Here is a 24,762-nt window from a genome sequence, read left to right on the forward strand (position 1 = left end):
TTTTCATGCTGCGATTAACTTACTGTTTCGCGCCTTCAACCGCTTCGCGAGCCAGTTTGGTAATGCGATCCCAGTCGCCCGCTTCCAGCGCATCCGCCGGAACCAGCCATGAACCGCCGATGCACAGCACGCTTTTCAGCGCCAGGTAGTCACGGTAGTTGGCAGGAGAGATACCGCCCGTCGGGCAGAAGCGTACCTGCGAGAAGGGACCCGCAATCGCCTGCAGCGCTTTGGTGCCGCCATTTGCTTCAGCCGGGAAGAATTTGAACTCTTTCAGACCGTAGTCCATGCCCAGCATCAGTTCAGAGACGGTGCTGATGCCAGGGATCAGCGGAATGGTACCTTCGGTGGCGGCTTTCAGCAGCGGCTCGGTCAGTCCCGGGCTGATGGCAAACTGCGCGCCCGCTTCGGTCACTTCAGCCAGCTGTTTTGCGTTCGTCACGGTACCCGCACCGATGATGGCGTCCGGCACTTCTTTCGCGATAGCGCGGATAGCATCCATCGCGCAGGCGGTGCGCAGGGTCACTTCCAGAACGCGAACGCCGCCCGCTACCAGCGCTTTCGCCATCGGTACAGCGTGCTCCAGCTTGTTTACCACGATAACCGGCACGACAGGGCCAGTGGTCAGGATTGCTTCTGCACTTGTTTTCCAGTTTTTCATCAGAGTTTTCTCTCGCCAGATCGTTAAAATCAAGTCGTCTTAAAACGTAATACAGGTTGCGCCCTGCTCCGCACCGGAGAGTTTCTCACGCAGCGCGCTGAACATTTCGCGTCCGGTCCCCACGCGCGATGCGCTCAGGTCAGGAATATGAGGCTGACGTGCCGCCAGCTCGGATTCATCCACCAGCAGGGTTAACTCGCCCGTCTGGCCGTTCACGCGGATCATGTCACCGTCGCGTACTTTCGCCAGCAAACCGCCGTCGTAGGCTTCAGGCGTGACGTGGATGGCTGAAGGCACTTTACCGGATGCCCCGGAGAGGCGTCCATCGGTGACTAGCGCAATTTTGAAACGGCGGTCCAATAATACACCAAGTGGTGGCATAAGTTTATGTAATTCTGGCATCCCGTTGGCTTTAGGCCCCTGGTGACGCACCACCACCACGCAGTCTTTATCAAGAAGACCGGCGTCAAAGGCAGGTAATACGTCATGCTGGCTTTCAAACACTACCGCCGGCGCTTCGATAATCTGGTTCTCTTCCGGTACGGCAGAGGTCTTCATCACCGCGCGGCCGAGGTTGCCGCTCAGCACTTTGGTGCCGCCGTGAGGAGAGAACGGTTTGTCGATGGTGGCAATCACCTGCGCATCAAGAGAGGCGCTCGCCCCTTCACGCCAGTCCAGCTCGCCGTTGTTCAGCCACGGCTCCTGGGTGTAGCGCTGCAGGCCAAAGCCCGCCACGGTATTCACGTCTTCATGCAGCAGTCCGCCTTTCAGCAGCTCGCGCATCAGCAGCGGTACGCCGCCTGCGGCCTGGAAGTGGTTAATATCCGCCGGACCGTTCGGGTACAGGCGCGCCATCAGCGGCACCACGGAAGAGATCTCGGAGAAGTCATCCCAGTTAATCAGAATGCCCGCCGCACGCGCCATGGCAACCAGATGCATGGTGTGGTTGGTTGACCCCCCGGTTGCCAGCAGCGCGACAATCCCGTTGACGATGACTTTTTCGTCAACCATTTTACCCATCGGCATCCATTCGTTGCCGTTGCCGGTCAGACGCGTAACCTGACGGGCCGCGGCCTCGGTCAGCGCCTTGCGCAGCGGCGCATCCGGCTGGATAAAGGACGAGCCCGGAAGCTGCATCCCCATAAACTCCACCACCATCTGGTTAGTGTTAGCCGTACCGTAGAACGTACAGGTCCCCGGCGCATGATAGGACGCGGCTTCCGCCTCCAGCAGCGCCTGACGGTCTGCTTTCCCTTCCGCATACAGCTGGCGAATACGCACTTTTTCTTTGTTCGGCAGACCGCTCGCCATTGGGCCGGACGGGACGAAGATCGCAGGCAGATGCCCAAACGACAGCGCCGCCATCACCAGGCCCGGGACAATCTTGTCGCACACGCCGAGGTACAGCGCGCCATCAAACATGTTGTGTGACAGGCCCACCGCGGCAGACATCGCAATCACTTCGCGGCTCAGCAGGGACAGCTCCATGCCGTCCTGCCCCTGCGTCACGCCGTCACACATGGCAGGTACGCCGCCCGCCACCTGGCCCACCGCATTCACGCTGTGCAGCGCGTTGCGGATGATATCGGGATAGACCTCATACGGCTGGTGGGCGGAAAGCATATCGTTATAGGAGGTAATGATGGCGATATTGTTACGCAACATGCTTTTCAGCGACGCTTTATCATCAGGCTGGCAGGCGGCGAAGCCGTGCGCCAGGTTCCCGCAGGCCAGCTGAGATCGGTGGACGGTGCTGCTCTTTGCCTGTTCAATCCGGGCGAGGTAGGCCGAACGGGTCTCTTTCGAGCGCTCGATAATGCGCTGTGTTACGCGTAACAATGTCGGATTCATAAAAGCTCCTCTAAATTATCTGTCCGGCTCGGGAGTTTACAAAGTCGCTGGCAGTTGTTAACAACGCTGAAACGCTTGCTGTCCGGAGCTCAGGGGCAAAATCACTTCCGGCAGTGTAATAAAAAAAGCTCCGCGGGTGAATCCACGCGGAGCTTAAAAGTTGAAAATTGTGCCACTAGCTGTGTTAGATCATGTTACCGGTAAAATAACACTTTCGAGCTAGAGGATTATCTTACTCAAACTCGTTCCAGGAGCGGCCATCGCGGGTGATCATCGCCACCGACGCGACAGGTCCCCATGTACCCGCCTGATACGGTTTTGGCGCATCCTGATCGGCAGCCCAGGCTTCGGTGATGGAGTCGACCCATTTCCACGCCTCTTCCACCTCATCGCGGCGCACGAACAGCGCCTGGATACCGCGCATGGTTTCCAGCAGCAGACGCTCGTAAGCATCGGCCAGGTGCGTCTGGTTGAAGGTTTCGGAGTAGCTCAGATCCAGCTTGGTGGTCTGCAGGTTGTGTTTATGATCCAGCCCCGGCACTTTGTTCAGGATCTGGATATCCACGCCCTCGTCCGGCTGAAGACGAATGGTCAGTTTGTTCTGCGGCAGTTCCTGCCAGGACTCTTTGAACAGGTTCAGTTCCGGGTTTTTGAAGTAAACAACCACTTCGGAACATTTGGCCGGCAGACGTTTACCGGTGCGCAGGTAGAACGGAACGCCCGCCCAACGCCAGTCGTCGATATCCACGCGGATCGCCACGAACGTCTCGGTGTTGCTGGACTTGTTCGCGCCCTCTTCTTCCAGGTAGCCCGGCACTTTTTTGCCTTGCGCAAACCCGGCGGTGTACTGGCCGCGGACGGTCTTCTCACGCACGTTGGAGCGGTCGATGCGGCGCAGTGACTTCAGCACTTTCACTTTTGCGTCACGGATGCTGTCAGCCGTCAGGTCAGACGGTGGAGACATGGCAATCATGCACAGAATTTGCAGCAGGTGGTTCTGGATCATGTCGCGCATCTGACCGGCCTGGTCAAAGTAACCCCAGCGACCTTCAATCCCCACCTCTTCCGCCACGGTGATTTCCACGTGGTCGATAGTACGGTTGTCCCAGTTATTCACAAACAGGGAGTTAGCGAAACGCAGCGCCAGCAGGTTCAGTACCGTCTCTTTACCGAGATAGTGGTCGATACGGTAGACCTGGCACTCTTCAAAGAACTCGCCCACCTGGTCGTTGATTTCACGGGAGGTTGCCAGCGACGTCCCTAGCGGCTTCTCCATCACGACGCGCGCCGGTTTGGCGTTCAGTTTGGCTTCGCCCAGACCTTTGCAGATGGCGCCGAAGGTGCTTGGCGGCATGGCGAAATAGTTAATGGTGACACGGTTTTTCTGATCCAGCATCGCGCCTAAGCGGGTAAACGCGCTGACGTCATTGACGTCCAGGTTGCAGAAATCGAGGCGTCCACTCAGGGTATCCCACAAACTTTCATCAATTTTTTCTTTCATGAAAGTTTCGAGCGCCTCGCGGACGACTTTGGTATAAGCGTCCTTGTCCCAGTCAGCGCGCCCGACACCCAGGATACGGGTATCCGGATGAATTTGGCCCGCTTTCTCCAGTTGATACAGGGAAGGCAGCAATTTTCGGCGTGCAAGATCGCCTTTCGCGCCGAAAATGACCAGGTCACATGCCTGGGCTGTTTGCGTTACCGCCATGTCATTCTCCTCAGTTGGATCACCTGGTACTTCTGCCAGGTATCGTTGTAATTTTATTACAATGCACTGTACTGCTTTTACGTCATTCCCGAAACCATTAGCGCTTATCGTCGCGTGCGATAACGCGATTTTCCCCCCTTTGGAGGATTACGACGGCGCAATGACGCAACAACCGTCGTTTCTTTGCGCAACAGGGTCACAGCAAAACCCGACACCGATCAAGTAATGAAAAAAAACAACAACATTATCTTGTCGATTGTTACCCTTAATGGAAGCCACAAGGGTAATATCGGCTAAATCGAATCACGATTTCATCAATTTATGAAATCGTTTACACCCATGAGCGTCCTGTTAACATGAACATGCTGGAAAAAATCCAGTTTCAACTGGAACACCTTAGCAAATCCGAGCGAAAAGTGGCCGAGGTCATTCTCGCCTCCCCCGCTCAGGCGATTCATTCAAGCATCGCCGCTCTGGCACAGGAAGCGGGTGTTAGCGAACCCACGGTCAATCGCTTTTGCCGTAGCCTGGAAACGCGCGGCTTTCCTGATTTTAAACTGCATCTGGCACAAAGTCTGGCTAACGGCACCCCTTATGTTAATCGTAATGTGGATGAAGACGACAGCGTTGATGCCTATACCGCGAAAATTTTTGAATCGGCTATGGCTTCGCTTGACCACGTCCGCCAATCTCTGGACATGAGTTCCGTGAATCGCGCGGTGGATTTGCTCACCCAGGCCAAGCGGATTGCGTTCTTTGGGCTCGGGTCGTCGGCGGCCGTGGCGCATGACGCCATGAACAAATTTTTCCGCTTTAACGTCCCGGTTATTTATTCCGATGACATTGTGCTGCAACGCATGAGCTGTATGAATTGCAGTGAAGATGACGTCGTGGTACTGATTTCGCACACCGGACGCACCAAGAGTCAGGTAGAGCTGGCGCAGCTGGCCCGTGAAAACGATGCCATGGTGATTGCCCTCACCACGGCGGGCACGCCGCTGGCCCGTGAGGCGACGCTGGCGATCACCCTCGACGTGCCGGAAGACACAGACATTTATATGCCGATGGTATCCCGACTGGCGCAGCTCACCGTGATTGACGTGCTAGCAACCGGTTTTACCTTACGCCGGGGCGCAAAATTCCGGGATAACTTGAAGCGGGTCAAGGAAGCGCTGAAGGAATCGCGTTTTGATAAAGAATTGCTTATAAAGAGCGATGTTCCCTGATAGTTGATAACGAAGACGTAACCAATAATTACGATGTAACGATTTACGGCATTCGGTCCACTCTCCGCTGCCTTGTAGCAGATGAAGGCCGATTCAATGTTCACGCAACACCAAAGTTGTTTCAGTCAACGGAGTATTACATGTCCAGAAGGCTTCGCAGAACCAAGATCGTAACCACCTTAGGCCCGGCCACCGATCGCGATAATAATCTTGAGAAAATTATCGCCGCCGGCGCCAACGTGGTGCGCATGAACTTCTCTCACGGTACGCCAGAAGACCATAAGTTACGTGCCGATAAAGTGCGTGAAATCGCAGCCAAACTGGGCCGCCACGTTGCTATCCTCGGCGATTTGCAAGGTCCAAAAATCCGCGTCTCAACCTTTAAAGAGGGTAAAGTTTTCCTCAATATCGGTGACAAATTCCTGCTTGATGCCAACCTGGGCAAAGGCGAAGGCGATAAAGAGAAAGTCGGTATCGACTATAAAGGCCTGCCGGCTGACGTGGTGCCAGGCGATATCCTGCTGCTCGACGACGGTCGCGTACAGCTGAAGGTGCTGGAAGTTCAGGGCATGAAAGTGTTCACTGAAGTCACCGTCGGCGGCCCGCTCTCCAACAATAAAGGCATCAACAAACTGGGCGGCGGCCTCTCTGCTGAAGCGCTTACCGATAAAGACAAAGCGGACATCGTGACGGCTGCGCTGATCGGCGTTGACTACCTGGCCGTATCCTTCCCGCGCTGCGGCGAAGATCTGAACTATGCGCGTCGCCTGGCACGGGATGCAGGCTGCGATGCCAAAATCGTCGCGAAAGTTGAACGCGCCGAAGCCGTTTGCGATCAGGATGCCATGGACGACGTGATCCTCGCCTCTGACGTGGTGATGGTTGCGCGCGGTGACCTGGGTGTGGAAATCGGCGATCCTGAGCTGGTCGGTATCCAGAAAGCGCTGATTCGTCGCGCACGTCAGCTGAACCGCGCGGTGATCACCGCCACGCAGATGATGGAATCGATGATCACCAACCCAATGCCAACCCGTGCAGAAGTTATGGACGTGGCTAACGCCGTGCTGGACGGCACCGATGCGGTGATGCTCTCTGCGGAAACCGCTGCAGGCCAGTATCCGGCAGAAACCGTGGCCGCCATGGCGCGCGTCTGCCTGGGCGCTGAAAAGATCCCAAGCATCAACGTCTCTAAACACCGTCTGGACGTGCAGTTCGACAACGTGGAAGAAGCGATTGCGATGTCTGCGATGTACGCGGCGAACCACCTGAAGGGCGTTACCGCGATCATCACCATGACCGAATCTGGCCGCACCGCGCTGATGACCTCTCGTATCAGCTCTGGCCTGCCGATCTTCGCCATGTCCCGTCACGAACGCACCCTGAACCTGACGGCGCTGTACCGCGGCGTGACGCCGGTTCACTTCGACAGCACCAGTGACGGCGTAGCTGCGGCGCACGATGCCGTAAACCTGCTGCGCGACAAAGGCTATCTGGTGTCCGGTGATATTGTCATTGTGACCCAGGGCGACGTGATGAGCACCATCGGCTCAACAAACACCACGCGCGTCATGACCGTCGAGTAATAACGCCTATGTTAAAAAGCCCTCTCCAGATGGAGAGGGCTTTTTTTATTTCTTCGGATAAAGCTCTTTGCGTTTATAGGGCTCTGTTTCACCTGGCTTACGCGTTTTCAGCAGCTTCAGGATCCACGTGTACTGTTCGGCATGCGGCCCCACCAGGATTTCCACCTCTTCGTTCATTCGACGCGCGATCGTGTGGTCGTCCGCGGTCAGCAGATCGTCCATCGGCGGACGAACCTCAATACTCAGGCGATGCGTTTTACCGTCATACACCGGAAACAGCGGGATCACGCGGGCACGACAGACTTTCATCAGGCGACCGATCGCGGGAAGCGTTGCTTTGTAGGTCGCAAAGAAATCGACAAACTCGCTGTGTTCAGGGCCGTGGTCCTGATCCGGCAGATAGTAGCCCCAGTACCCCTGACGCACCGACTGAATGAAGGGTTTAATGCCATCGTTACGCGCGTGCAAACGTCCGCCAAAACGACGACGCACCGTATTCCAGACAAAATCGTAGATTTTATTTCCCTGGTTATGGAACATCGCCGCCATTTTCTGGCCCTGAGACGCCATCAGCATCGCCGGAATATCAACGCCCCAGCCGTGGGGAACAAGGAAAATGACTTTCTCGTCGTTGCGGCGCATCTCCTCGATGATGTCCAGCCCTTTCCAGTCAACGCGATCGACGATTTTATCTGGCCCTTTCAGCGCCAGTTCAGCCATCATCGCCATGGCCTGCGGCGCGGTGGTGTACATCTCATCAATGATTGCCTCGCGCTCGGCGTCGCTTTTCTCAGGAAAACAGTAATAGAGGTTGATCTGCGCGCGACGGCGGGCGCTCTTGCCTAAACGCCCGGCCATACGGCCAATTTTCCCCAAAACGGGATCGCGAACGGAAGCAGGCAGTAACGCCATCCCCGCAAAGGCGTAGACACCAAGCCAGGCGCCCCAGTTGCGCGGATGGCGGAAGGATTTTTCAAACTCAGGAATATATTCAATATTGTTTTTTTTGGTTTCCATGCTGGATCCAGGGTCTGATGACGCAAAATTTTATTCAGATAGTGTAGCGAGGCAGTCGTCCACGCACAAAAGAAAAAGCCGGCGTCAGTGTGCGCCGGCTTTTTTAACAAAAACAGAGGACTTAGTTTAAGCTCAGCTGCGGTATCACCTCTTTCACCTGCGCCAGATAATCAGTACGATCTTTACCTGTCAGGCCTTCGGTGCGCGGCAGTTTCGCCGTCAGCGGGTTCACTGCCTGTTGGTTGATCCACACTTCATAGTGCAGGTGCGGGCCGGTAGAGCGTCCGGTATTGCCGGAGATCGCGATACGGTCACCACGCTTCACCTTCTGGCCCGGTTTGACCAGCAGCTTGCGCAGGTGCATATAGCGGGTCGTATAAGTACGACCATGACGTACCGCGACATAATATCCGGCGGCACCGCTACGCTTGGCCACCACCACTTCGCCATCCCCTACCGCCAGTACCGGTGTGCCCTGCGGCATAGCAAAGTCAACGCCACGGTGCGGGGCGACGCGCCCGGTTACCGGGTTCAGACGACGCGGGTTAAAGTTCGAGGAGACGCGGAACTGTTTTGCCGTCGGGAAGCGCAGGAAGCCTTTCGCAAGGCCCGTACCGCTGCGGTCGTAGAACTTACCGTCTTCGGCACGAATCGCGTAGTAATCTTTGCCTTCGGAGCGCAGACGTACGCCCAGCAGCTGGCTTTGCTCGCGTTTGCCGTCCAGCATTTCGCGGGACATCAGGACGGAGAACTCATCGCCCTTCTTCAGCTTGCGGAAATCCATCTGCCACTGCATGGCTTTGATCACCGAGCTGATTTCAGCGCTGGTCAGGCCCGCATCGCGCGCGCTGGAGACAAAGCTCGCGCCCACGGTGCCTTTCAGAACACTGTTAACCCAGTCACCCTTCTGCAGTTCGCTGGTCATCTTGAAACCGTTTGCAGTGCGATCGTAGGTGCGGGTTTCGCGGCGGGACATTTCCCAGGTCAGACGCTGGAGATCGCCATCCGCCGTTAATGTCCAGGAGAGCTGTTGTCCGATTTTCAGGTTACGAAGATCTTTATCCGCAGCCGCCAGCTGGCTGATATTACCCATGTCGATGCCGTACTGGTTCAGCACGCTGCTCAGCGTGTCCCCGGTAGAGACAACATATTCGTGGATACCCGCTTCGTTCTCGGTTTTATCGTCCAGCTCATCCTGCGGGATGGCTTCATCTTCCTGAGCCGCCTGGTCAATAGGCTCACTGGCTTCAGGCAGCAAAGAACGGATTTCGCTCTTTTCAAGCTCAATGGTTTTGATGATAGGGGCAGAACTCGGGTGGTAAACATAGGGCCGCCAGACGGCGACCGCTAAGGTGAGAACTGTAAGCGACCCCAGCATAACGCGGTGGGGTCGAGGCAGATTGTTAAATGCCAGGGCGACAGAGCGGGCTATCTGTTGCACGTATTCACTTCCTCGTTATTCTCCTTTCAGGCAGCTCGCATACTGGCTCGCCAGTTGGCTGAGGAACTGCGAATAGCTCGCTTTGCTCAACTGGATATTCGTACCTAGCGGGTCAAGGGTTCCCATGCGCACGGATGTTCCCCTGGCCACGGCTTCTACGACCGCTGGCCTGAACTGTGGCTCAGCAAAAACGCATGTCGCTTTTTGCTCAACCAACTGTGTTCTGATTTCATGTAAACGCTGCGCACCAGGCTGAATTTCAGGGTTGACGGTGAAGTGGCCCAGCGGGGTCAAACCGTAATGTTTTTCGTAATAGCCGTAGGCGTCATGAAAAACGAAATACCCTTTTCCTTTCAACGGTGCGAGCTCATTACCTACCTGCTTATCGGTTGCGGCTAATTGTGCCTCAAAATCCTTCAGGTTGGCGTCTAGTTTGGCTCGACTTTGCGGCATAAGTTCCACTAATTTGTCATGGATTGCAACCGCTGAAAGCCGCGCTATCTCTGGGGATAACCAAAGATGCATGTTGTACTCGCCGTGATGGTGATCTTCATCACCTTTTTCACCGTCTGCGGCATGATGGTCATGTTCGTCTCCGTCGTCATCCGCCCCTTTCATGAGTAACGGTTTCACGCCGGGGAGGTCGGCAATCGCGACCTGTTTTTCACCCGCCACCTGTTTTGCTGACTTCTGCATGAACGCTTCCATTTCAGGACCAATCCAGACAACTAAGTCCGCGTTTTGTAAGCGTTTTACATCTGACGGGCGCAGGGAATAGTCATGCTCAGAAGCACCATCAGGGAGCAGAACCTGGGTCTCCGTTACGCCGTCGGCAATGGCGGACGCGATGAATCCAAGTGGCTTAAGCGAAGCGACAACCGCAGCGTTAACATCTTGTGCGGTTGTCCCCCAAAGGGCAGCAGATAATGCTGCGAAAAGAAGCGTATTTTTATGTAACATAATGCGACTAATCATCGTAGTGAATGCGTGGAATGTGATATTATAACATTCGTTGACTTCTTCAAGCTTAAAATGACATGACGACATTGGTTTCTCTTGAAAATATTTCGGTCTCATTTGGCCAGCGCCGCGTCCTCTCTGACGTGTCGCTCGATCTGAAGCCCGGCAAAATTCTGACGCTGCTCGGCCCCAATGGCGCAGGCAAATCCACCCTGGTGCGCGTGGTGCTGGGTCTGGTTGCACCCGATGAAGGCGTGATTAAGCGCGAGGAAAAATTGCGTATTGGCTATGTGCCGCAAAAACTTCACCTCGACGCCACGCTGCCGCTGACGGTCAGCCGTTTCCTGCGTCTGCGCCCCGGCACTCGTAAAGCCGATATTCTTCCGGCGCTGAAACGCGTGCAGGCGGGCCATCTTGTCGATGCGCCGCTGCAAAAACTGTCCGGCGGTGAAACTCAGCGTGTTTTACTTGCCCGAGCGCTGCTGAGCAGCCCGCAGCTGCTGGTACTGGATGAACCGACTCAGGGTGTGGATGTGAATGGTCAGGTTGCGCTTTATGATTTGATCGACCAGCTGCGCCGGGAGCTTGATTGCGCAGTGCTGATGGTGTCTCACGATCTCCATCTGGTGATGGCAAAAACCGACGAAGTGCTGTGTCTCAACCACCATATCTGCTGCTCCGGTACGCCTGAAGTGGTGTCAATGCACCCGGAGTTTATCTCCATGTTCGGCCCACGCGGCGCTGAACAGCTGGGTATCTACCGCCATCATCATAATCATCGCCATGATTTGCAGGGACGAATCGTACTGCGTCGGGGAAATGGACACTCATGATTGAACTTTTACTGCCCGGCTGGCTGGCCGGGATTATGCTTGCCTGCGCCGCGGGTCCGCTCGGCTCGTTTGTTGTCTGGCGCAGAATGTCCTATTTTGGCGATACCCTGGCGCATGCGTCCCTGCTGGGCGTTGCCTTTGGTCTGCTGCTGGATGTAAACCCCTTCTACGCGGTGATTGTGGTCACACTGCTGCTGGCGGCCGGTCTGGTCTGGCTGGAGAAGCGCCCTCACCTCGCTATTGATACGCTGCTTGGTATTATGGCGCACAGTGCCCTGTCGCTGGGCCTGGTGGTGGTCAGCCTGATGTCGAACATCCGCGTGGATCTGATGGCCTACCTCTTCGGTGACCTGCTGGCCGTGACGCCGGAGGATCTCATCGCTATCGCCATAGGCGTCGTGGTGGTACTCGCTATTCTGCTCTGGCAGTGGCGGAATTTACTGGCCATGACCGTCAGTCCGGACCTGGCGTTTGTCGACGGCGTGAAGCTGCAGCGCGTTAAGCTGCTGCTGATGCTGGTGACGGCGTTAACGATTGGCGTCGCAATGAAGTTTGTCGGCGCGCTGATTATTACGTCGCTGCTGATCATCCCTGCGGCTACGGCGCGTCGTTTTGCCCGTACGCCGGAACAGATGGCCGGCGTGGCCGTGATTATCGGGATGATTGCGGTAACGGGGGGATTAACCTTCTCGGCGTTCTATGACACGCCTGCGGGGCCGTCAGTGGTGCTGAGTGCGGCGGTGCTGTTTATCTTCAGTATGATGAAAAAGACAGCGCATTAACATGGAGGGCGCTGATGCCCTCACCCTGCCCCTCTCCCACCGGGAGAGGGAATTAAGGATTACGGCATCGCGGGCGGCGTAATGCCGAAATGATTCCACGCCCGCACCGTTGCCATACGTCCACGCGGGGTACGCTGCAGGAAGCCCTGCTGGATCAGATACGGCTCCAGCACATCTTCAATCGTCTCACGCTCTTCTCCGATTGCCGCCGCCAGGTTATCCAGCCCGACCGGGCCGCCAAAGAACTTATCCAGCACCGCCAGCAGCAGTTTACGGTCCATATAGTCAAAGCCTTCGGCATCGACGTTAAGCATATCCAGCGCCTGGGCAGCGATCTCGGCGGAAATCGAGCCATCGTGCTTCACCTCGGCAAAGTCACGCACGCGGCGCAGCAGGCGGTTGGCGATACGCGGCGTACCGCGGGAACGCTTCGCCACTTCAAACGCGCCCTCTTCGCTCATTTCGAGCCCCATATAGCGGGCGCTACGGCCAACGATGTGCTGGAGGTCCGCCACCTGGTAAAACTCAAGACGCTGCACGATGCCGAAACGATCGCGCAGCGGAGAGGTCAACGACCCGGCGCGGGTGGTGGCGCCAATCAGGGTAAACGGCGGCAGATCGATTTTGATGGAGCGCGCGGCCGGGCCTTCACCGATCATGATATCCAGCTGGTAATCTTCCATCGCCGGATAGAGCACTTCCTCCACCACCGGCGACAGGCGGTGGATCTCATCGATAAACAGCACGTCATGCGGTTCGAGGTTGGTCAGCATCGCCGCGAGATCGCCCGCCTTCTCCAGCACGGGGCCGGATGTGGTGCGCAGGTTGACGCCCATTTCATTGGCGACGATATTCGCCAGCGTGGTTTTCCCTAAACCGGGAGGGCCAAAAATCAGCAGGTGATCGAGCGCATCGCCGCGCAGCTTTGCCGCCTGGATGAAAATCTCCATCTGGGAACGAACCTGCGGCTGGCCGATATACTCATCAAGCAGCTTAGGGCGAATCGCGCGATCCACCACGTCATCTGCCTGAATAGTGCCTGCCGACACCAGGCGGTCTGCTTCAATCATCCTTTACCTCACAATGCAGCGCGCAGCGCTTCACGAATCAGGGTTTCACTGCTGGCGTCCGGTTTGGCAATTTTGCTCACCATGCGGCTGGCCTCCTGAGGTTTATAGCCCAGCGCCACCAGCGCGGCAACCGCTTCCTGCTCGGCGTCATCATCCGTCGCTGGCGCGCCAGGCGAGGTCAACACCAGGTCGGCTGCCGGAGTGAACAGATCGCCATGCAGACCTTTAAAGCGGTCTTTCATCTCGACAATCAGGCGCTCGGCGGTTTTCTTACCAATGCCCGGAAGCTTAATCAGTGCCGCCGGATCTTCGCGCTCAACGGCATTCACAAACTGTGGTGCCGACATGCCGGACAAAATCGCCAGCGCCAGCTTCGGACCAACGCCGTTGGTTTTAATCAGCTCGCGGAATAGGGTCCGTTCCTGCTTGTTATTGAAGCCGTACAGCAGCTGGGCATCTTCACGCACCACAAACTGGGTAAAGACAATCGCCTCTTTGCCCGCGTCCGGCAGCTCGTAGAAGCAGGTCATCGGCATATGGACTTCATAGCCCACGCCACCCACTTCCAGCAGCACTAACGGGGGTTGTTTTTCAATGATGATGCCTCTGAGTCTGCCTATCACGTGACGCTCCTGCGTTCTGGGAGAAATTAACTGCCGACATAATAAAAAAAGGCTGGATGTTTATCCAGCCTGATTTCTGATTATCGTAACCTGCCTCGCGCCAGATTGAGCCGCGACTCGCTCATTTGCATCGCATTCTGGCTGACGTGACAGTGGGTAATCGCAATCGCCAGCGCATCCGCGGCGTCGGCCTGCGGGTTCGCGGGAAGCTTCAGCAAGGTACGCACCATATGCTGCACCTGGCTTTTCTCCGCGCTACCAATGCCCACCACCGTCTGCTTAACCTGACGCGCCGCGTATTCGAATACCGGCAAATCCTGGTTCACGGCAGCGACGATGGCGACCCCGCGCGCCTGACCGAGCTTTAGCGCCGAATCGGCGTTTTTCGCCATAAAGACCTGCTCGATGGCGAAGTAGTCCGGCTGAAACTGGGTGATGATCTCCGACACGCCCGCATAAATGAGCTTCAGGCGCGAAGGAAGATCGTCCACTTTGGTGCGAATACAGCCGCTGCCCAGGTAGGTTAACTGGCGTCCCACCTGACGGATAACGCCATAACCGGTGACGCGTGAGCCTGGGTCAATCCCGAGAATAATCGACATCACGCGTCTCCTGTAACGGATTTATATGCTCTCATTAGAGAGTCGCTGCAACCTCATCAGAGATTTCACCGTTGTGGTACACTTCCTGCACGTCGTCGCAGTCTTCGAGCATGTCGATCAGACGCAGCAGTTTCGGTGCCGTTTCCGCATCCATGTCCGCTTTGGTGGACGGGATCATGGACACTTCAGCGTTGTCCGCTTTCAGGCCAGCCGCTTCCAGCGCATCGCGCACGGCACCCATCTCTTCCCACGCGGTATAAACGTCGATAGCGCCGTCATCGAAGGTCACTACGTCTTCCGCACCGGCTTCCAGCGCCGCTTCCATGATCGCATCTTCGTCGCCTTTCTCGAAGGAGATGACGCCTTTTTTACTGAACAGGTACGCAACGGAACCGTCAGTGCCCAGGTTGCCACCGGTTTTGGTGAACGCGTGGCGCACTTCTGCAACGGTACGGTTACGGTTGTCGGACAGACATTCAACCATCACCGCCGTACCGCCAGGCCCGTAACCTTCATAAATGATGGTTTCCATGTTCGCGTCTTCGTCACCGCCCACGCCACGTGCGATTGCACGGTTCAGGGTGTCACGCGTCATGTTGTTTGACAGCGCTTTATCTACCGCCGCGCGCAGACGCGGGTTAGAAGCCGGGTCGCCGCCGCCCAGACGCGCTGCTGTCACCAGCTCACGAATGATTTTGGTAAAGATCTTACCGCGCTTGGCATCCTGTGCCGCTTTGCGGTGTTTGGTGTTGGCCCACTTACTATGACCTGCCATAAAAATATCCTCAAAGAGCGCGCCTTTTCAGGCAGCGTTAATTACAAATTCTTCAATCGCCTGCCGGTTGCTCCACGACTTGGTCAGTGCGGCGGCATCCGCCGCATTCACCCAGCGGTAGGTCAGGTGTTCGGTAAACACGATCTCCCGTTCATGGGGGAGCGCGAGACAGAACCACGATTCCGTATTGCGCTCGGTACCCGGCGCGTAGCGATGACGTAAATGGCTAAAAATTTCGAACTCCACCGTGCGCTGACAGTCCTTCAGGGTCAGTTGCTCGCGGACAACGTCAATGGCGACCTCTTCCTTTACTTCACGCGCGGCGGCCTGCGGCGCGGTCTCCCCCTCTTCCAGACTGCCGGTAACCGACTGCCAGAATTCAGGGTCATCGCGCCGCTGCAACATCAGCACCCGCTTCGTGTCTTCTGCATAAATGACCACCAGGACCGAAACGGGGAGCTTATATGTCATATCAGTTTTTCTCTTCCTTCTTCACCACGTCAATGCCCAGCTCAGCCAGTGCGGCCGGGTTGGCAAAGCTTGGCGCTTCGGTCATCAGACACGCTGCGGCAGTGGTTTTCGGGAAGGCAATAACATCACGAATGTTATCGGTGCCGGTCAGCAGCATGGTCAGTCGGTCAAGACCGAAGGCCAGACCCGCGTGCGGCGGCGTGCCGTATTTCAGGGCGTCCAGCAGGAAGCCAAACTTCTCGCGCTGCTCCTGCTCGTTGATGCCCAGAATGCCGAACACGGTCTGCTGCATTTCACCGCTGTGAATACGCACGGAACCGCCGCCCACTTCGTAACCGTTGATGACCATATCGTAGGCGTTGGCGACCGCATCTTCCGGTGCCGCTTTCAGCTCTGCCGCCGTCATCTCTTTCGGCGAGGTGAACGGGTGGTGCATTGCGGTCAGGCCGCCTTCACCGTCGTCTTCAAACATTGGGAAGTCGATAACCCACAGCGGCGCCCATTTATTTTCGTCGGTCAGGCTCAGGTCTTTGCCGAGCTTCAGACGCAGCGCGCCCATCGCATCCGCCACGACTTTCTTGTTGTCTGCGCCGAAGAAGATCATGTCGCCGTCCTGCGCGCCGGTGCGCTCAAGGATCGCTTCCACGATGTCCGCGTTCAGGAATTTCGCTACCGGGCTGGTGATGCCTTCCAGACCTTTCGCGCGCTCGGTCACCTTAATATAGGCCAGACCTTTCGCGCCGTAGATCTTGATGAAGTTGCCGTAGTCGTCGATCTGCTTGCGGCTCAGTGCTGCACCACCCGGTACACGCAGGGCCGCCACACGGCCTTTAGGATCGTTAGCCGGGCCAGCGAAGACGGCAAACTCAACGCCTTTCACCAGGTCTGCAACGTCCACCAGCTCCATCGGGTTACGCAGGTCTGGTTTGTCAGAGCCGTAACGACGCTCGGCTTCAGCGAAGGTCATGATAGGGAAATCGCCCAGCTCAACGCCTTTCACGTCGTTCCACAGGCTACGCACCAGAGCTTCCATCACTTCACGCACCTGCTCGGCGGTCATGAAGGAGGTTTCCACATCGATCTGGGTAAATTCTGGCTGGCGGTCAGCGCGCAGGTCTTCGTCGCGGAAGCATTTAACGATCTGATAGTAGCGATCGAAGCCGGACATCATCAGCAGCTGTTTGAACAGCTGTGGAGACTGCGGCAGCGCGTAGAATTTGCCTTTATGAACGCGGGATGGGACCAGGTAATCGCGCGCGCCTTCCGGCGTGGCTTTGGTCAGCATCGGGGTTTCGATATCGAGGAAACCGTGGTCATCCATAAAGCGACGCACCAGGCTGGTGATTTTTGCACGGGTTTTCAGGCGCTGAGCCATTTCCGGACGACGCAGATCCAGGTAGCGGTATTTCAGACGCGCTTCTTCAGTGTTGACGTGGTTGGAGTCCAGCGGCAGCGCTTCCGCACGGTTAATGATCGTCAGATCGGACGCCAGCACTTCAATGGCACCCGTCGCCATGTCGGCGTTGACGTTTTTCTCGTCACGCGCGCGCACGGTGCCGGTAACCTGAATGCAGAACTCATTACGCAGCTCAGAGGCCAGCTTCAACGCATCTGCGCGATCCGGATCGAAGAACACCTGAACGATACCTTCGCGGTCGCGCATATCGATAAAGATAAGGCTACCAAGATCACGACGACGATTGACCCAACCACACAGGGTTACCTGCTGTCCGACGTGGGACTGACGCAGCTGCCCGCAATATTCTGTACGCATGAGATATCCCTTAATTAGCCGCAGGCTAAATGTCGCCTGGTATGCAGGCTACTATGTCGCAGCTTTCTGTATGTCACAACTGGATGAAAAAAGGCGGCTATTATACTGGAAATTCCGCCGGACGATAAGAGCGAACCACGGCCTGGCGGTCGTTTGCTGCACTCTTATTGCGCATTCTCACAAAAATTAACAAAATTATCCGCCCAGGAACAGGCCATCACGTCGTATGGTGTCTGGAAGTGATTCATTTAACGGGAGTAACGATGTTAACACTTGATGCCAGTAAAACCGCGCTTGTCGTGATTGATTTACAGGAAGGCATTCTGCCCTTCGCCGGCGGCCCGCATACCGCGGATGATGTGGTCAACCGCGCAGCTCGCCTGGCGGAAACATGTCGTGCCAGCGGTGCGCCTGTGGTCATGGTGCGCGTCGGCTGGTCTGCTGATTACGCCGAAGCGTTAAAACAGCCCGTTGATGCCCAGGCTCCTGCACGCGCCCTGCCGGAAAACTGGTGGACGTACCCGGCCACGCTGGGTAAACGCGACAGCGATATTGAAGTGACCAAACGTCAGTGGGGCGCATTCTACGGCACCGATCTTGAACTGCAGCTCCGCCGTCGCGGCATCGACACCATCATCCTGTGCGGCATTTCTACTAATATCGGCGTGGAGTCTACCGCCCGCAACGCGTGGGAGCTGGGCTTTAACCTGGTGATCGCCGAAGATGCCTGCAGCGCGGCTTCCGCGGAACAGCATCAGGGCAGCATGACCCATATATTCCCGCGCATCGGCCGCGTGCGCAGCACGGATGAGATTGTCAGCGCGCTATGATGTACGTAGGCCTGCCCCAGTGGTCGCACCCGAAATGGGTGCGCCTTGGCATCACCAGCCTTGAGGAGTATGCCCGGCACTTCAAATGTGTCGAGGGTAACACCACCCTGTATGCGCTCCCCAAAGCCGAGATTGTTACGCGCTGGCGGGAACAAACGACCGATGACTTCCGCTTCTGCTTTAAGTTTCCGGCCACCATTTCCCACCAGGCCGCGCTGCGCAACTGCGGGGATTTGACCGAAGAGTTTTTTACGCGCATGTCGCCGCTGGCGAACCGCATCGGTCAGTACTGGATCCAGCTACCCGCCACGTTTGGCCCACATGATTTACCCGCGCTCTGGCAGTTTCTGGATGCCCTTCCCCGTGAATTCATCTACGGTGTTGAAGTCAGGCATCCTGAATTTTTTGCCAAGGGCGAAGCGGAAAAAGCGCTCAATCGCGGCCTCCTCGAGCGTTCCGTTAACCGGGTGATCCTCGATAGCCGACCGGTGCACAGCGCTGTCCCCCATAACGAAGCCATCGTTGAGGCTCAGCGTAAAAAACCGAAAGTGCCGGTTCACGCCATCGTGACCGCGCAGAACCCATTGGTCAGGTTTATCGGCAGCGATAACATGCAGCAAAACCAGGCGATGTTCGCCGTCTGGCTGGAAAAACTAGCCTCGTGGGAGAACACCACCACGCCGTATCTCTTTTTGCATACGCCGGATATCGCCCAGGCGCCCGAACTGGTCGATGCTCTGTGGCAGGCCTTGCAGGCTGCGGTGCCGTCCGTGGGCAGCGCCCCTTCCATCCCACAACAATCTTCTCTTTTCTGATATCACCCCCTATCATAGTGAAGTGCCATCTGCCAAAAACAGGGAGTTTGTATGGTCAGCGCGCTGTATGCGGTGTTAGGTGCATTACTGCTGATTAAGTTTTCATTTGATGTTGTGCGCCTCAGAACGCTGTACCGCGTCTCTTACGGTGACGGCGGATTTTCCGAGCTACAAAGCGCTATCCGCATTCATGGCAACGCGGTCGAATACATCCCCGCAGCCTTAATCCTGCTGCTGTTTATGGAGATGAATGGCGCAGAAACCTGGATGGTGCATATCTGTGGCCTGCTTCTTATTGCTGGCCGCCTGATGCACTATTACGGTTTTCACCACCGCTTAATCCGCTGGCGTCGTTCCGGCATGAGTGCCACCTGGTGTTCGCTTTTGCTGATGGTGCTGGCTAACCTGTGGTATATGCCGTGGGAGTTGGTTTTCTCCCTCCATTAGCGCACAATACGCCACTTTATTTTTCCCGGATTTTTACGTTATGTCAGATCGCGACACGCTTTTTTCCGCGCCTATCGCCAGCCTGGGCGACTGGACCTTCGATGAACGGGTAGCCGAAGTCTTCCCGGATATGATCCAGCGCTCTGTTCCCGGTTATTCCAACATTATCTCTATGATCGGCATGCTGGCTGAGCGCTTCGTTCAACCCGGTACGCAGGTCTATGACCTGGGCTGCTCGCTCGGCGCGGCAACGCTGTCGGTTCGTCGTAACGTTCACCACGAAGGCTGCCGAATCATCGCCGTCGATAACTCCCCGGCCATGGTTGAGCGCTGCCGTCGCCATATTGACGCGTACAAAGCCCCTGTTCCGGTAGACGTGGTGGAAGGCGATATCCGCGAGATTGAGATCAATAACGCGTCGATGGTGGTGCTGAATTTCACCCTGCAGTTCCTGGTGCCTGATGACCGCCAGCTGCTGCTCGACAAAATTTATCAGGGGCTGAATCCCGGCGGCGCGCTTGTGCTCTCGGAGAAATTCAGCTTCGAAGATGCCGAGGTTGGCGAACTGCTGTTCAATATGCACCACGATTTCAAACGGGCGAACGGCTACAGCGAGCTGGAGATCAGCCAGAAGCGCAGCATGCTCGAAAACGTGATGCTGACGGATTCCGTAGAAATCCATAAAGCGCGTCTGAGCAAAGCCGGGTTTGAGCACAGCGAACTGTGGTTCCAGTGCTTTAACTTTGGCTCTCTGGTGGCGCTGAAAGCGGGAGAATCCGCATGATCGAATTCAGCAACTTCTATCAGCTGATTGCCAAAAACCAGCTCTGCCACTGGCTGGAAACCTTGCCCGCGCAGATTGCCGCCTGGCAGCGCGATCAGCAGCACGGCCTGTTAAAGCAGTGGTCAAACGCGGTGGAGTATCTGCCCGAACTGACCCCGCATCGTCTGGATCTCCTGCACAGCGTCACCGCCGAGAGCGAAGAGCCGCTCCCGGCCGGGCAGATCAACCGCATCGAAACGCTGATGCGTAACCTGATGCCGTGGCGTAAAGGACCGTTTTCACTTTACGGCGTGAACATTAATACCGAATGGCGCTCGGACTGGAAATGGGATCGCGTTCTGCCCCACCTTTCCGACCTGACGGGACGAACCATTCTGGACGTGGGCTGCGGCAGCGGTTACCACATGTGGCGCATGATTGGCGCGGGCGCGCATCTGGCGGTAGGAATTGACCCGATGCAGCTGTTCCTGTGCCAGTTTGAAGCGGTGCGTAAACTGCTGGGTAACGACCAGCGCGCGCACCTGCTGCCGCTGGGCATTGAACAACTCCCTGCCCTGAAAGCCTTTGATACCGTCTTCTCCATGGGCGTGCTGTACCACCGTCGTTCCCCGCTTGAACACCTGTGGCAACTGAAGGATCAGCTGGTCAGCGGGGGCGAGCTGGTGCTGGAAACGCTGGTAATTGAAGGCGATGAACATGCCGTTCTGGTCCCGGGCGATCGCTACGCGCAGATGCGCAACGTTTACTTCATCCCTTCCGCGCTGGCGCTGAAGAACTGGCTGGAGAAGTGCGGGTTTGTGGATGTGCGGATTGCCGACGTCAGCGTGACCTCGCTCGAGGAACAGCGCCGCACCGACTGGATGATTACCGAATCGCTGGAGCAGTTCCTCGACCCGGCCGACCACAGCAAAACCATCGAAGGCTATCCGGCTCCGATGCGTGCAGTGTTGATTGCGACCAAGCCGTAGCCCTTTAGCCGGGTGGCGGCTACGCCTTACCCGGCCTACGCCCGATTTTGCAGGCCCGGTAAGCGAAGTGCCACCGGGCGCAGGAGAAAAAAAGGCCCCTGTTGAAATTGCAGGGGCCTGGTACAAGCAAGCATCATATTGGGCGACATGATGCGCGGTAAAAATCGGTACGTTGCTACACGTGATGGCGCTCAATCAGCGACTTCATTTCCGCAACCGACTCTCCCTCTACGCCATAGCGTGAATACTCATCCGCTTCAGCATCCGTCGACATTGACAATCCTGTATTGCGATAACGCATGGGTGAAGGTATCCATTTCCCCGCGGAGCTGTGCAGCTCTTCTACCCCGGCGTTTAAAAACCGTTCCAGATTGCTGGCGCGGACTCCCGCACCCGCCATTATTATTGGAACACCGGAATGTGCTTTTAGTTCCGTAATTAATTGCAGTCCTTTTTCAGCTGACGCCTGCTGACCGGATGTCAGGATGCGCGCCACGCCAAGTTCTCCAAGCGTTTCAAAGGCCTGAAGCGGATCTTTACACATATCAAATGCGCGATGAAAAGTGACGGCCAGCCCCTGCGCGGCGCTCATAATCTGACGCATGCGCGGTATATCGATATTGCCGTCTTCATCCAGCAGGCCGGTCACCAGGCCTGGAAACCCCTGGTCCCGAACGAGCGCGATATCATCAAGCATGGCACTGAACTCGCCCGCCGTGTAACAAAAATCACCGCCGCGCGGACGAATAATCGGGTGAACGGGAATGGTGACGGCCTGACGGGCAGACTTCAACACGCCGTATGACGGCGTCAGCCCGCCCTCTTTGGGTGCCGCACACAGTTCAATGCGGTCAGCCCCGTGCTTTTGCGCGGTCACGGCACACTCCACGCTGTAACAACAAATCTCCAGCAGCGCCATTTAATCCTCCTGAAATTCCACTAAACGAAACATCATGACACGCCGTCCGTTTTCAGTCCCGGCGTGAACTCACATCTCTTACGCTTCGCTGGCAACGATCTGCTCAATGGTCCACGGATGAAACTTCACCGTGACCTGTCCGTCAGTGACGGCCAGCGTCGGATTAGGTAACCGCTCGCGCTCGCCTTTAGGTGAACTCGTCTTCACAAAAATTCCCGGCTGGCTTAAGCCTTCGTCAGAAAGGAGGGCCAGCGCGCGCGCGTTTAACGTCTCCGGCTCACCCGGCAGGACAATTTCGATATGTTCCCAGCCTTCGTGCGGATAGCGTTTCTCGCCCGGCCACGGCAGTTCAACCACGGTGAATTGCCAGTGCGCCACGTTCACCGGCTGATGCAGCTTGAACAGGCAAATAGGGCGACCGTTAATGATGTTCTCGGAGAGCAACTCGCCGCACCGTTCGAACCCGCGACGCCAGCGCTCGGCGGTGGCATTCTGATGACAGCGCAAAGAGATGTGATCGGCCTCAAGCGGCGCGATATCCAGACCGAGACGGGTGGCAAGTTCTGTGAACGCCTGGGTAAAGCGCGGTAAATCTGCGGAAATATCATGCAGTTCGTCAATGGATTGCCAGTTCGCCATAAGTCACTCTCTTTTCATGTCGCAAAGCCGCTAATTTACTCTGTTGCCCTGTTTTGACCAACCGCAGAATCCGGCTTTTTGCGATTGCATGATTATGCACACCTTCACCGCCTGGATTCTGAGCAATCTTCAGGCCCCGCAATGCTGACGCCAGAGGGCATTTGCAGTATACTCCCGCCCTAAATTCTTTAACTGGCGCGGGCGGTTGTAAGCCCGCATCAAAAACGTAAGGTATCCAGGTGAATATTCAGGCTCTTCTCTCCGAAAAAGTCAGTCAGGCACTGATTGCCGCAGGTGCGCCTGCGGATTGCGAACCGCAGGTTCGTCAGTCAGCAAAAGTACAGTTTGGCGACTATCAGGCTAATGGCGTGATGGCAGTGGCTAAAAAACTGGGCATGCCGCCGCGACAGCTCGCTGAGCAGGTACTGACGCATCTGGATCTTTCCGGCATTGCCAGCAAAACCGAAATCGCCGGCCCGGGCTTCATCAATATTTTCCTGGAACCTGCGTTCCTGGCAAGCCACGTTGACGCAGCGCTGAAATCTGACCGTCTGGGTGTTTCCCAGCCGGAGGCGCAGACCGTCGTGATCGACTACTCTGCCCCGAACGTGGCGAAAGAGATGCACGTTGGCCACCTGCGTTCCACTATCATCGGTGATGCCGCGGTGCGCACGCTCGAGTTCCTCGGTCACAAGGTGATCCGCGCGAACCACGTGGGCGACTGGGGTACCCAGTTCGGCATGCTGATTGCTTACCTGGAAAAACAGCAGCAGGAAAACGCGGGTGAAATGGCGCTGGCGGACCTGGAAGGGTTCTACCGCGAAGCCAAAAAACACTACGACGAAGACGAAGCCTTTGCCGAGCGCGCGCGCAGCTACGTGGTTAAACTGCAGGGCGGCGACCAATACTTCCTCGAGATGTGGCGCAAGCTGGTTGATATAACCATGTCTCAGAACCAGCTGACCTATAACCGTCTGAACGTTACACTGACCCGTGACGACGTGATGGGTGAAAGCCTCTATAACCCAATGCTGCCCGGCATTGTGGCTGACCTGAAAGCGAAAAACCTGGCGGTGGAGAGCGAAGGCGCAACGGTGGTGTTCCTTGATGAGTACAAAAACAAGGAAGGCGAACCGATGGGCGTGATCATCCAGAAAAAGGATGGCGGCTATCTCTACACCACGACAGACATCGCCTGCGCGAAATACCGTTACGAAACGCTGCATGCCGACCGCGTGCTGTACTACATCGACTCCCGTCAGCACCAGCACCTGATGCAGGCGTGGACCATCGTGCGTAAAGCCGGTTACGTGCCGGATTGCGTGCCGCTTGAACACCACATGTTCGGCATGATGCTGGGTAAAGACGGCAAACCGTTCAAAACCCGTGCGGGCGGAACCGTGAAGCTGTCCGACCTGCTGGACGAAGCGCTGGAGCGCGCCCGCCGTCTGGTGGCCGAGAAGAACCCGGACATGCCTGCCGACGAGCTGGAAAAACTGGCCAACGCCGTGGGTATCGGTGCGGTGAAATACGCGGATCTCTCCAAGAACCGTACCACCGACTATATCTTCGACTGGGATAACATGCTGGCGTTTGAAGGCAACACGGCGCCTTACATGCAGTATGCCTACACCCGCGTGCTCTCGGTGTTCCGTAAGGCGAACATTGATGAAAACGTACTGGCGAATGCGACAGTGACCATCACGGAAGATCGTGAAGCACAGCTGGCGGCGCGCCTGCTGCAGTTTGAAGAGACGCTGACGGTTGTCGCGCGTGACGGCACGCCGCACGTAATGTGTGCTTACCTGTACGATCTGGCGGGTCTGTTCTCCGGCTTCTACGAACACTGCCCTATTCTGTCTGCGGAAAACGAATCGGTCCGCAACAGCCGCCTGAAGCTGGCGCAGCTCACGGCGAAGACCCTGAAGCTGGGTCTGGATACCCTGGGTATCGAAACCGTAGAACGCATGTAATACAAAAAAC

At 56.5% G+C, this 24,762-nt stretch carries 24 protein-coding genes; 10 read left to right on the plus strand and 14 right to left on the minus strand.

The genetic code is table 11. The annotated features are described in order from the left end of the window. Positions 1-19 precede the first annotated feature (19 nt). The 3 genes from kdgA to zwf form a co-directional block, all read right to left on the minus strand. On the minus strand, positions 20-661 hold the full coding sequence (kdgA, locus tag LA04_RS15715) for a bifunctional 4-hydroxy-2-oxoglutarate aldolase/2-dehydro-3-deoxy-phosphogluconate aldolase (RefSeq protein WP_047652319.1): 642 nt from the start codon (positions 659-661) through the stop codon (positions 20-22). A 39-nt stretch (positions 662-700) separates the two neighbouring features. Further along, positions 701-2,512 carry a phosphogluconate dehydratase gene (edd, locus tag LA04_RS15720; protein WP_047652320.1) on the minus strand — a complete coding sequence of 604 codons (1,812 nt, stop codon included), beginning with the start codon at positions 2,510-2,512 and terminating at the stop codon, positions 701-703. Positions 2,513-2,744: 232 nt separating this feature from the next. Continuing rightward, a complete protein-coding gene (zwf, locus tag LA04_RS15725) occupies positions 2,745-4,220 on the minus strand; it encodes a glucose-6-phosphate dehydrogenase (RefSeq protein ID WP_023312228.1) in 1,476 nt (491 codons plus the stop codon). Positions 4,221-4,576: 356 nt separating this feature from the next. On the opposite strand from zwf, the gene LA04_RS15730 reads away from it, so the two are divergent. After that, on the plus strand, positions 4,577-5,446 hold the full coding sequence (locus LA04_RS15730) for a MurR/RpiR family transcriptional regulator (protein WP_023312229.1): 870 nt from the start codon (positions 4,577-4,579) through the stop codon (positions 5,444-5,446). Between the two features lie 140 nt (positions 5,447-5,586). Further along, positions 5,587-7,029: a pyruvate kinase gene (gene pyk / locus LA04_RS15735; protein WP_039263653.1), complete on the plus strand. Its 1,443-nt coding sequence runs from the start codon at positions 5,587-5,589 to the stop codon at positions 7,027-7,029. 45 nt (positions 7,030-7,074) lie between these two features. Here the strand turns inward: pyk and lpxM are convergent, their stop codons facing one another. From lpxM to znuA, 3 genes are all read right to left on the minus strand, one after another. Next, positions 7,075-8,046, minus strand: a complete 972-nt coding sequence (gene lpxM, locus LA04_RS15740) for a lauroyl-Kdo(2)-lipid IV(A) myristoyltransferase (RefSeq protein ID WP_047652321.1) — start codon at positions 8,044-8,046, stop codon at positions 7,075-7,077. A gap of 121 nt (positions 8,047-8,167) precedes the next feature. Continuing rightward, positions 8,168-9,487, minus strand: coding sequence for a murein DD-endopeptidase MepM (gene mepM / locus LA04_RS15745; protein ID WP_047652322.1), 1,320 nt, complete (start codon positions 9,485-9,487; stop codon positions 8,168-8,170). A 15-nt stretch (positions 9,488-9,502) separates the two neighbouring features. Continuing rightward, on the minus strand, positions 9,503-10,447 hold the full coding sequence (gene znuA / locus LA04_RS15750) for a zinc ABC transporter substrate-binding protein ZnuA (RefSeq protein WP_047652724.1): 945 nt from the start codon (positions 10,445-10,447) through the stop codon (positions 9,503-9,505). 77 nt (positions 10,448-10,524) lie between these two features. Between znuA and znuC the strand changes: the two genes are divergently transcribed. After that, positions 10,525-11,280 carry a zinc ABC transporter ATP-binding protein ZnuC gene (znuC, locus tag LA04_RS15755; protein WP_023312233.1) on the plus strand — a complete coding sequence of 252 codons (756 nt, stop codon included), beginning with the start codon at positions 10,525-10,527 and terminating at the stop codon, positions 11,278-11,280. Then, positions 11,277-12,062 (plus strand): zinc ABC transporter permease subunit ZnuB, encoded by a 786-nt coding sequence (znuB, locus tag LA04_RS15760; protein ID WP_047652323.1) that lies wholly within the window; start codon positions 11,277-11,279, stop codon positions 12,060-12,062. Before znuC ends, znuB begins: the two co-directional genes overlap by 4 nt. Positions 12,063-12,121: 59 nt before the next feature. On the opposite strand, the gene ruvB is transcribed toward znuB, so the two are convergent. The 6 genes from ruvB to aspS form a co-directional block, all read right to left on the minus strand. Beyond that, positions 12,122-13,132, minus strand: a complete 1,011-nt coding sequence (gene ruvB / locus LA04_RS15765; RefSeq protein ID WP_023312235.1) for a Holliday junction branch migration DNA helicase RuvB — start codon at positions 13,130-13,132, stop codon at positions 12,122-12,124. A gap of 8 nt (positions 13,133-13,140) precedes the next feature. After that, the gene (ruvA, locus tag LA04_RS15770; protein ID WP_023617042.1) at positions 13,141-13,755 is read right to left on the minus strand and encodes a Holliday junction branch migration protein RuvA; all 615 of its coding nucleotides are present in this window, start codon (positions 13,753-13,755) and stop codon (positions 13,141-13,143) included. A gap of 80 nt (positions 13,756-13,835) precedes the next feature. Beyond that, positions 13,836-14,357, minus strand: coding sequence for a crossover junction endodeoxyribonuclease RuvC (gene ruvC / locus LA04_RS15775; protein WP_003859749.1), 522 nt, complete (start codon positions 14,355-14,357; stop codon positions 13,836-13,838). A 34-nt stretch (positions 14,358-14,391) separates the two neighbouring features. Continuing rightward, positions 14,392-15,132, minus strand: coding sequence for a YebC/PmpR family DNA-binding transcriptional regulator (locus LA04_RS15780; RefSeq protein ID WP_008500447.1), 741 nt, complete (start codon positions 15,130-15,132; stop codon positions 14,392-14,394). A 27-nt stretch (positions 15,133-15,159) separates the two neighbouring features. Further along, positions 15,160-15,603 (minus strand): dihydroneopterin triphosphate diphosphatase, encoded by a 444-nt coding sequence (gene nudB / locus LA04_RS15785; protein WP_047652324.1) that lies wholly within the window; start codon positions 15,601-15,603, stop codon positions 15,160-15,162. Position 15,604: 1 nt separating this feature from the next. Next, positions 15,605-17,377, minus strand: coding sequence for an aspartate--tRNA ligase (gene aspS, locus LA04_RS15790; protein ID WP_047652325.1), 1,773 nt, complete (start codon positions 17,375-17,377; stop codon positions 15,605-15,607). 263 nt (positions 17,378-17,640) lie between these two features. On the opposite strand from aspS, the gene LA04_RS15795 reads away from it, so the two are divergent. The 5 genes from LA04_RS15795 to cmoB are packed head-to-tail and all read left to right on the plus strand — an operon-like array spanning position 17,641 to position 21,221. Further along, positions 17,641-18,207 carry a hydrolase gene (locus LA04_RS15795; RefSeq protein ID WP_047652326.1) on the plus strand — a complete coding sequence of 189 codons (567 nt, stop codon included), beginning with the start codon at positions 17,641-17,643 and terminating at the stop codon, positions 18,205-18,207. Continuing rightward, positions 18,204-19,022, plus strand: a complete 819-nt coding sequence (locus LA04_RS15800; RefSeq protein WP_047652327.1) for a DUF72 domain-containing protein — start codon at positions 18,204-18,206, stop codon at positions 19,020-19,022. Before LA04_RS15795 ends, LA04_RS15800 begins: the two co-directional genes overlap by 4 nt. 51 nt (positions 19,023-19,073) lie before the next feature. Continuing rightward, positions 19,074-19,469, plus strand: coding sequence for an MAPEG family protein (locus LA04_RS15805; protein ID WP_021240443.1), 396 nt, complete (start codon positions 19,074-19,076; stop codon positions 19,467-19,469). 40 nt (positions 19,470-19,509) lie between these two features. Next, positions 19,510-20,253 carry a carboxy-S-adenosyl-L-methionine synthase CmoA gene (gene cmoA, locus LA04_RS15810; protein WP_047652328.1) on the plus strand — a complete coding sequence of 248 codons (744 nt, stop codon included), beginning with the start codon at positions 19,510-19,512 and terminating at the stop codon, positions 20,251-20,253. After that, a complete protein-coding gene (gene cmoB, locus LA04_RS15815) occupies positions 20,250-21,221 on the plus strand; it encodes a tRNA 5-methoxyuridine(34)/uridine 5-oxyacetic acid(34) synthase CmoB (RefSeq protein WP_047652329.1) in 972 nt (323 codons plus the stop codon). Before cmoA ends, cmoB begins: the two co-directional genes overlap by 4 nt. Before the next feature lie 175 nt (positions 21,222-21,396). Here cmoB and cutC read toward each other — a convergent pair whose 3' ends face one another. After that, entirely contained in the window at positions 21,397-22,140 is a 744-nt protein-coding gene (gene cutC, locus LA04_RS15820) for a copper homeostasis protein CutC (RefSeq protein ID WP_047652330.1), read from the minus strand. Between the two features lie 78 nt (positions 22,141-22,218). Continuing rightward, a complete protein-coding gene (locus LA04_RS15825; protein WP_047652331.1) occupies positions 22,219-22,779 on the minus strand; it encodes a VOC family protein in 561 nt (186 codons plus the stop codon). A 239-nt stretch (positions 22,780-23,018) separates the two neighbouring features. Here LA04_RS15825 and argS point away from each other — a divergent pair, with 239 nt between their 5' ends. Beyond that, positions 23,019-24,752 (plus strand): arginine--tRNA ligase, encoded by a 1,734-nt coding sequence (argS, locus tag LA04_RS15830; RefSeq protein ID WP_045404452.1) that lies wholly within the window; start codon positions 23,019-23,021, stop codon positions 24,750-24,752. Positions 24,753-24,762 lie beyond the last annotated feature (10 nt).

Origin of the sequence: Enterobacter sp. UCD-UG_FMILLET (assembly GCF_000762975.1) — a bacterium.
Taxonomy (GTDB): Bacteria; Pseudomonadota; Gammaproteobacteria; order Enterobacterales; family Enterobacteriaceae; genus Enterobacter; species Enterobacter dykesii.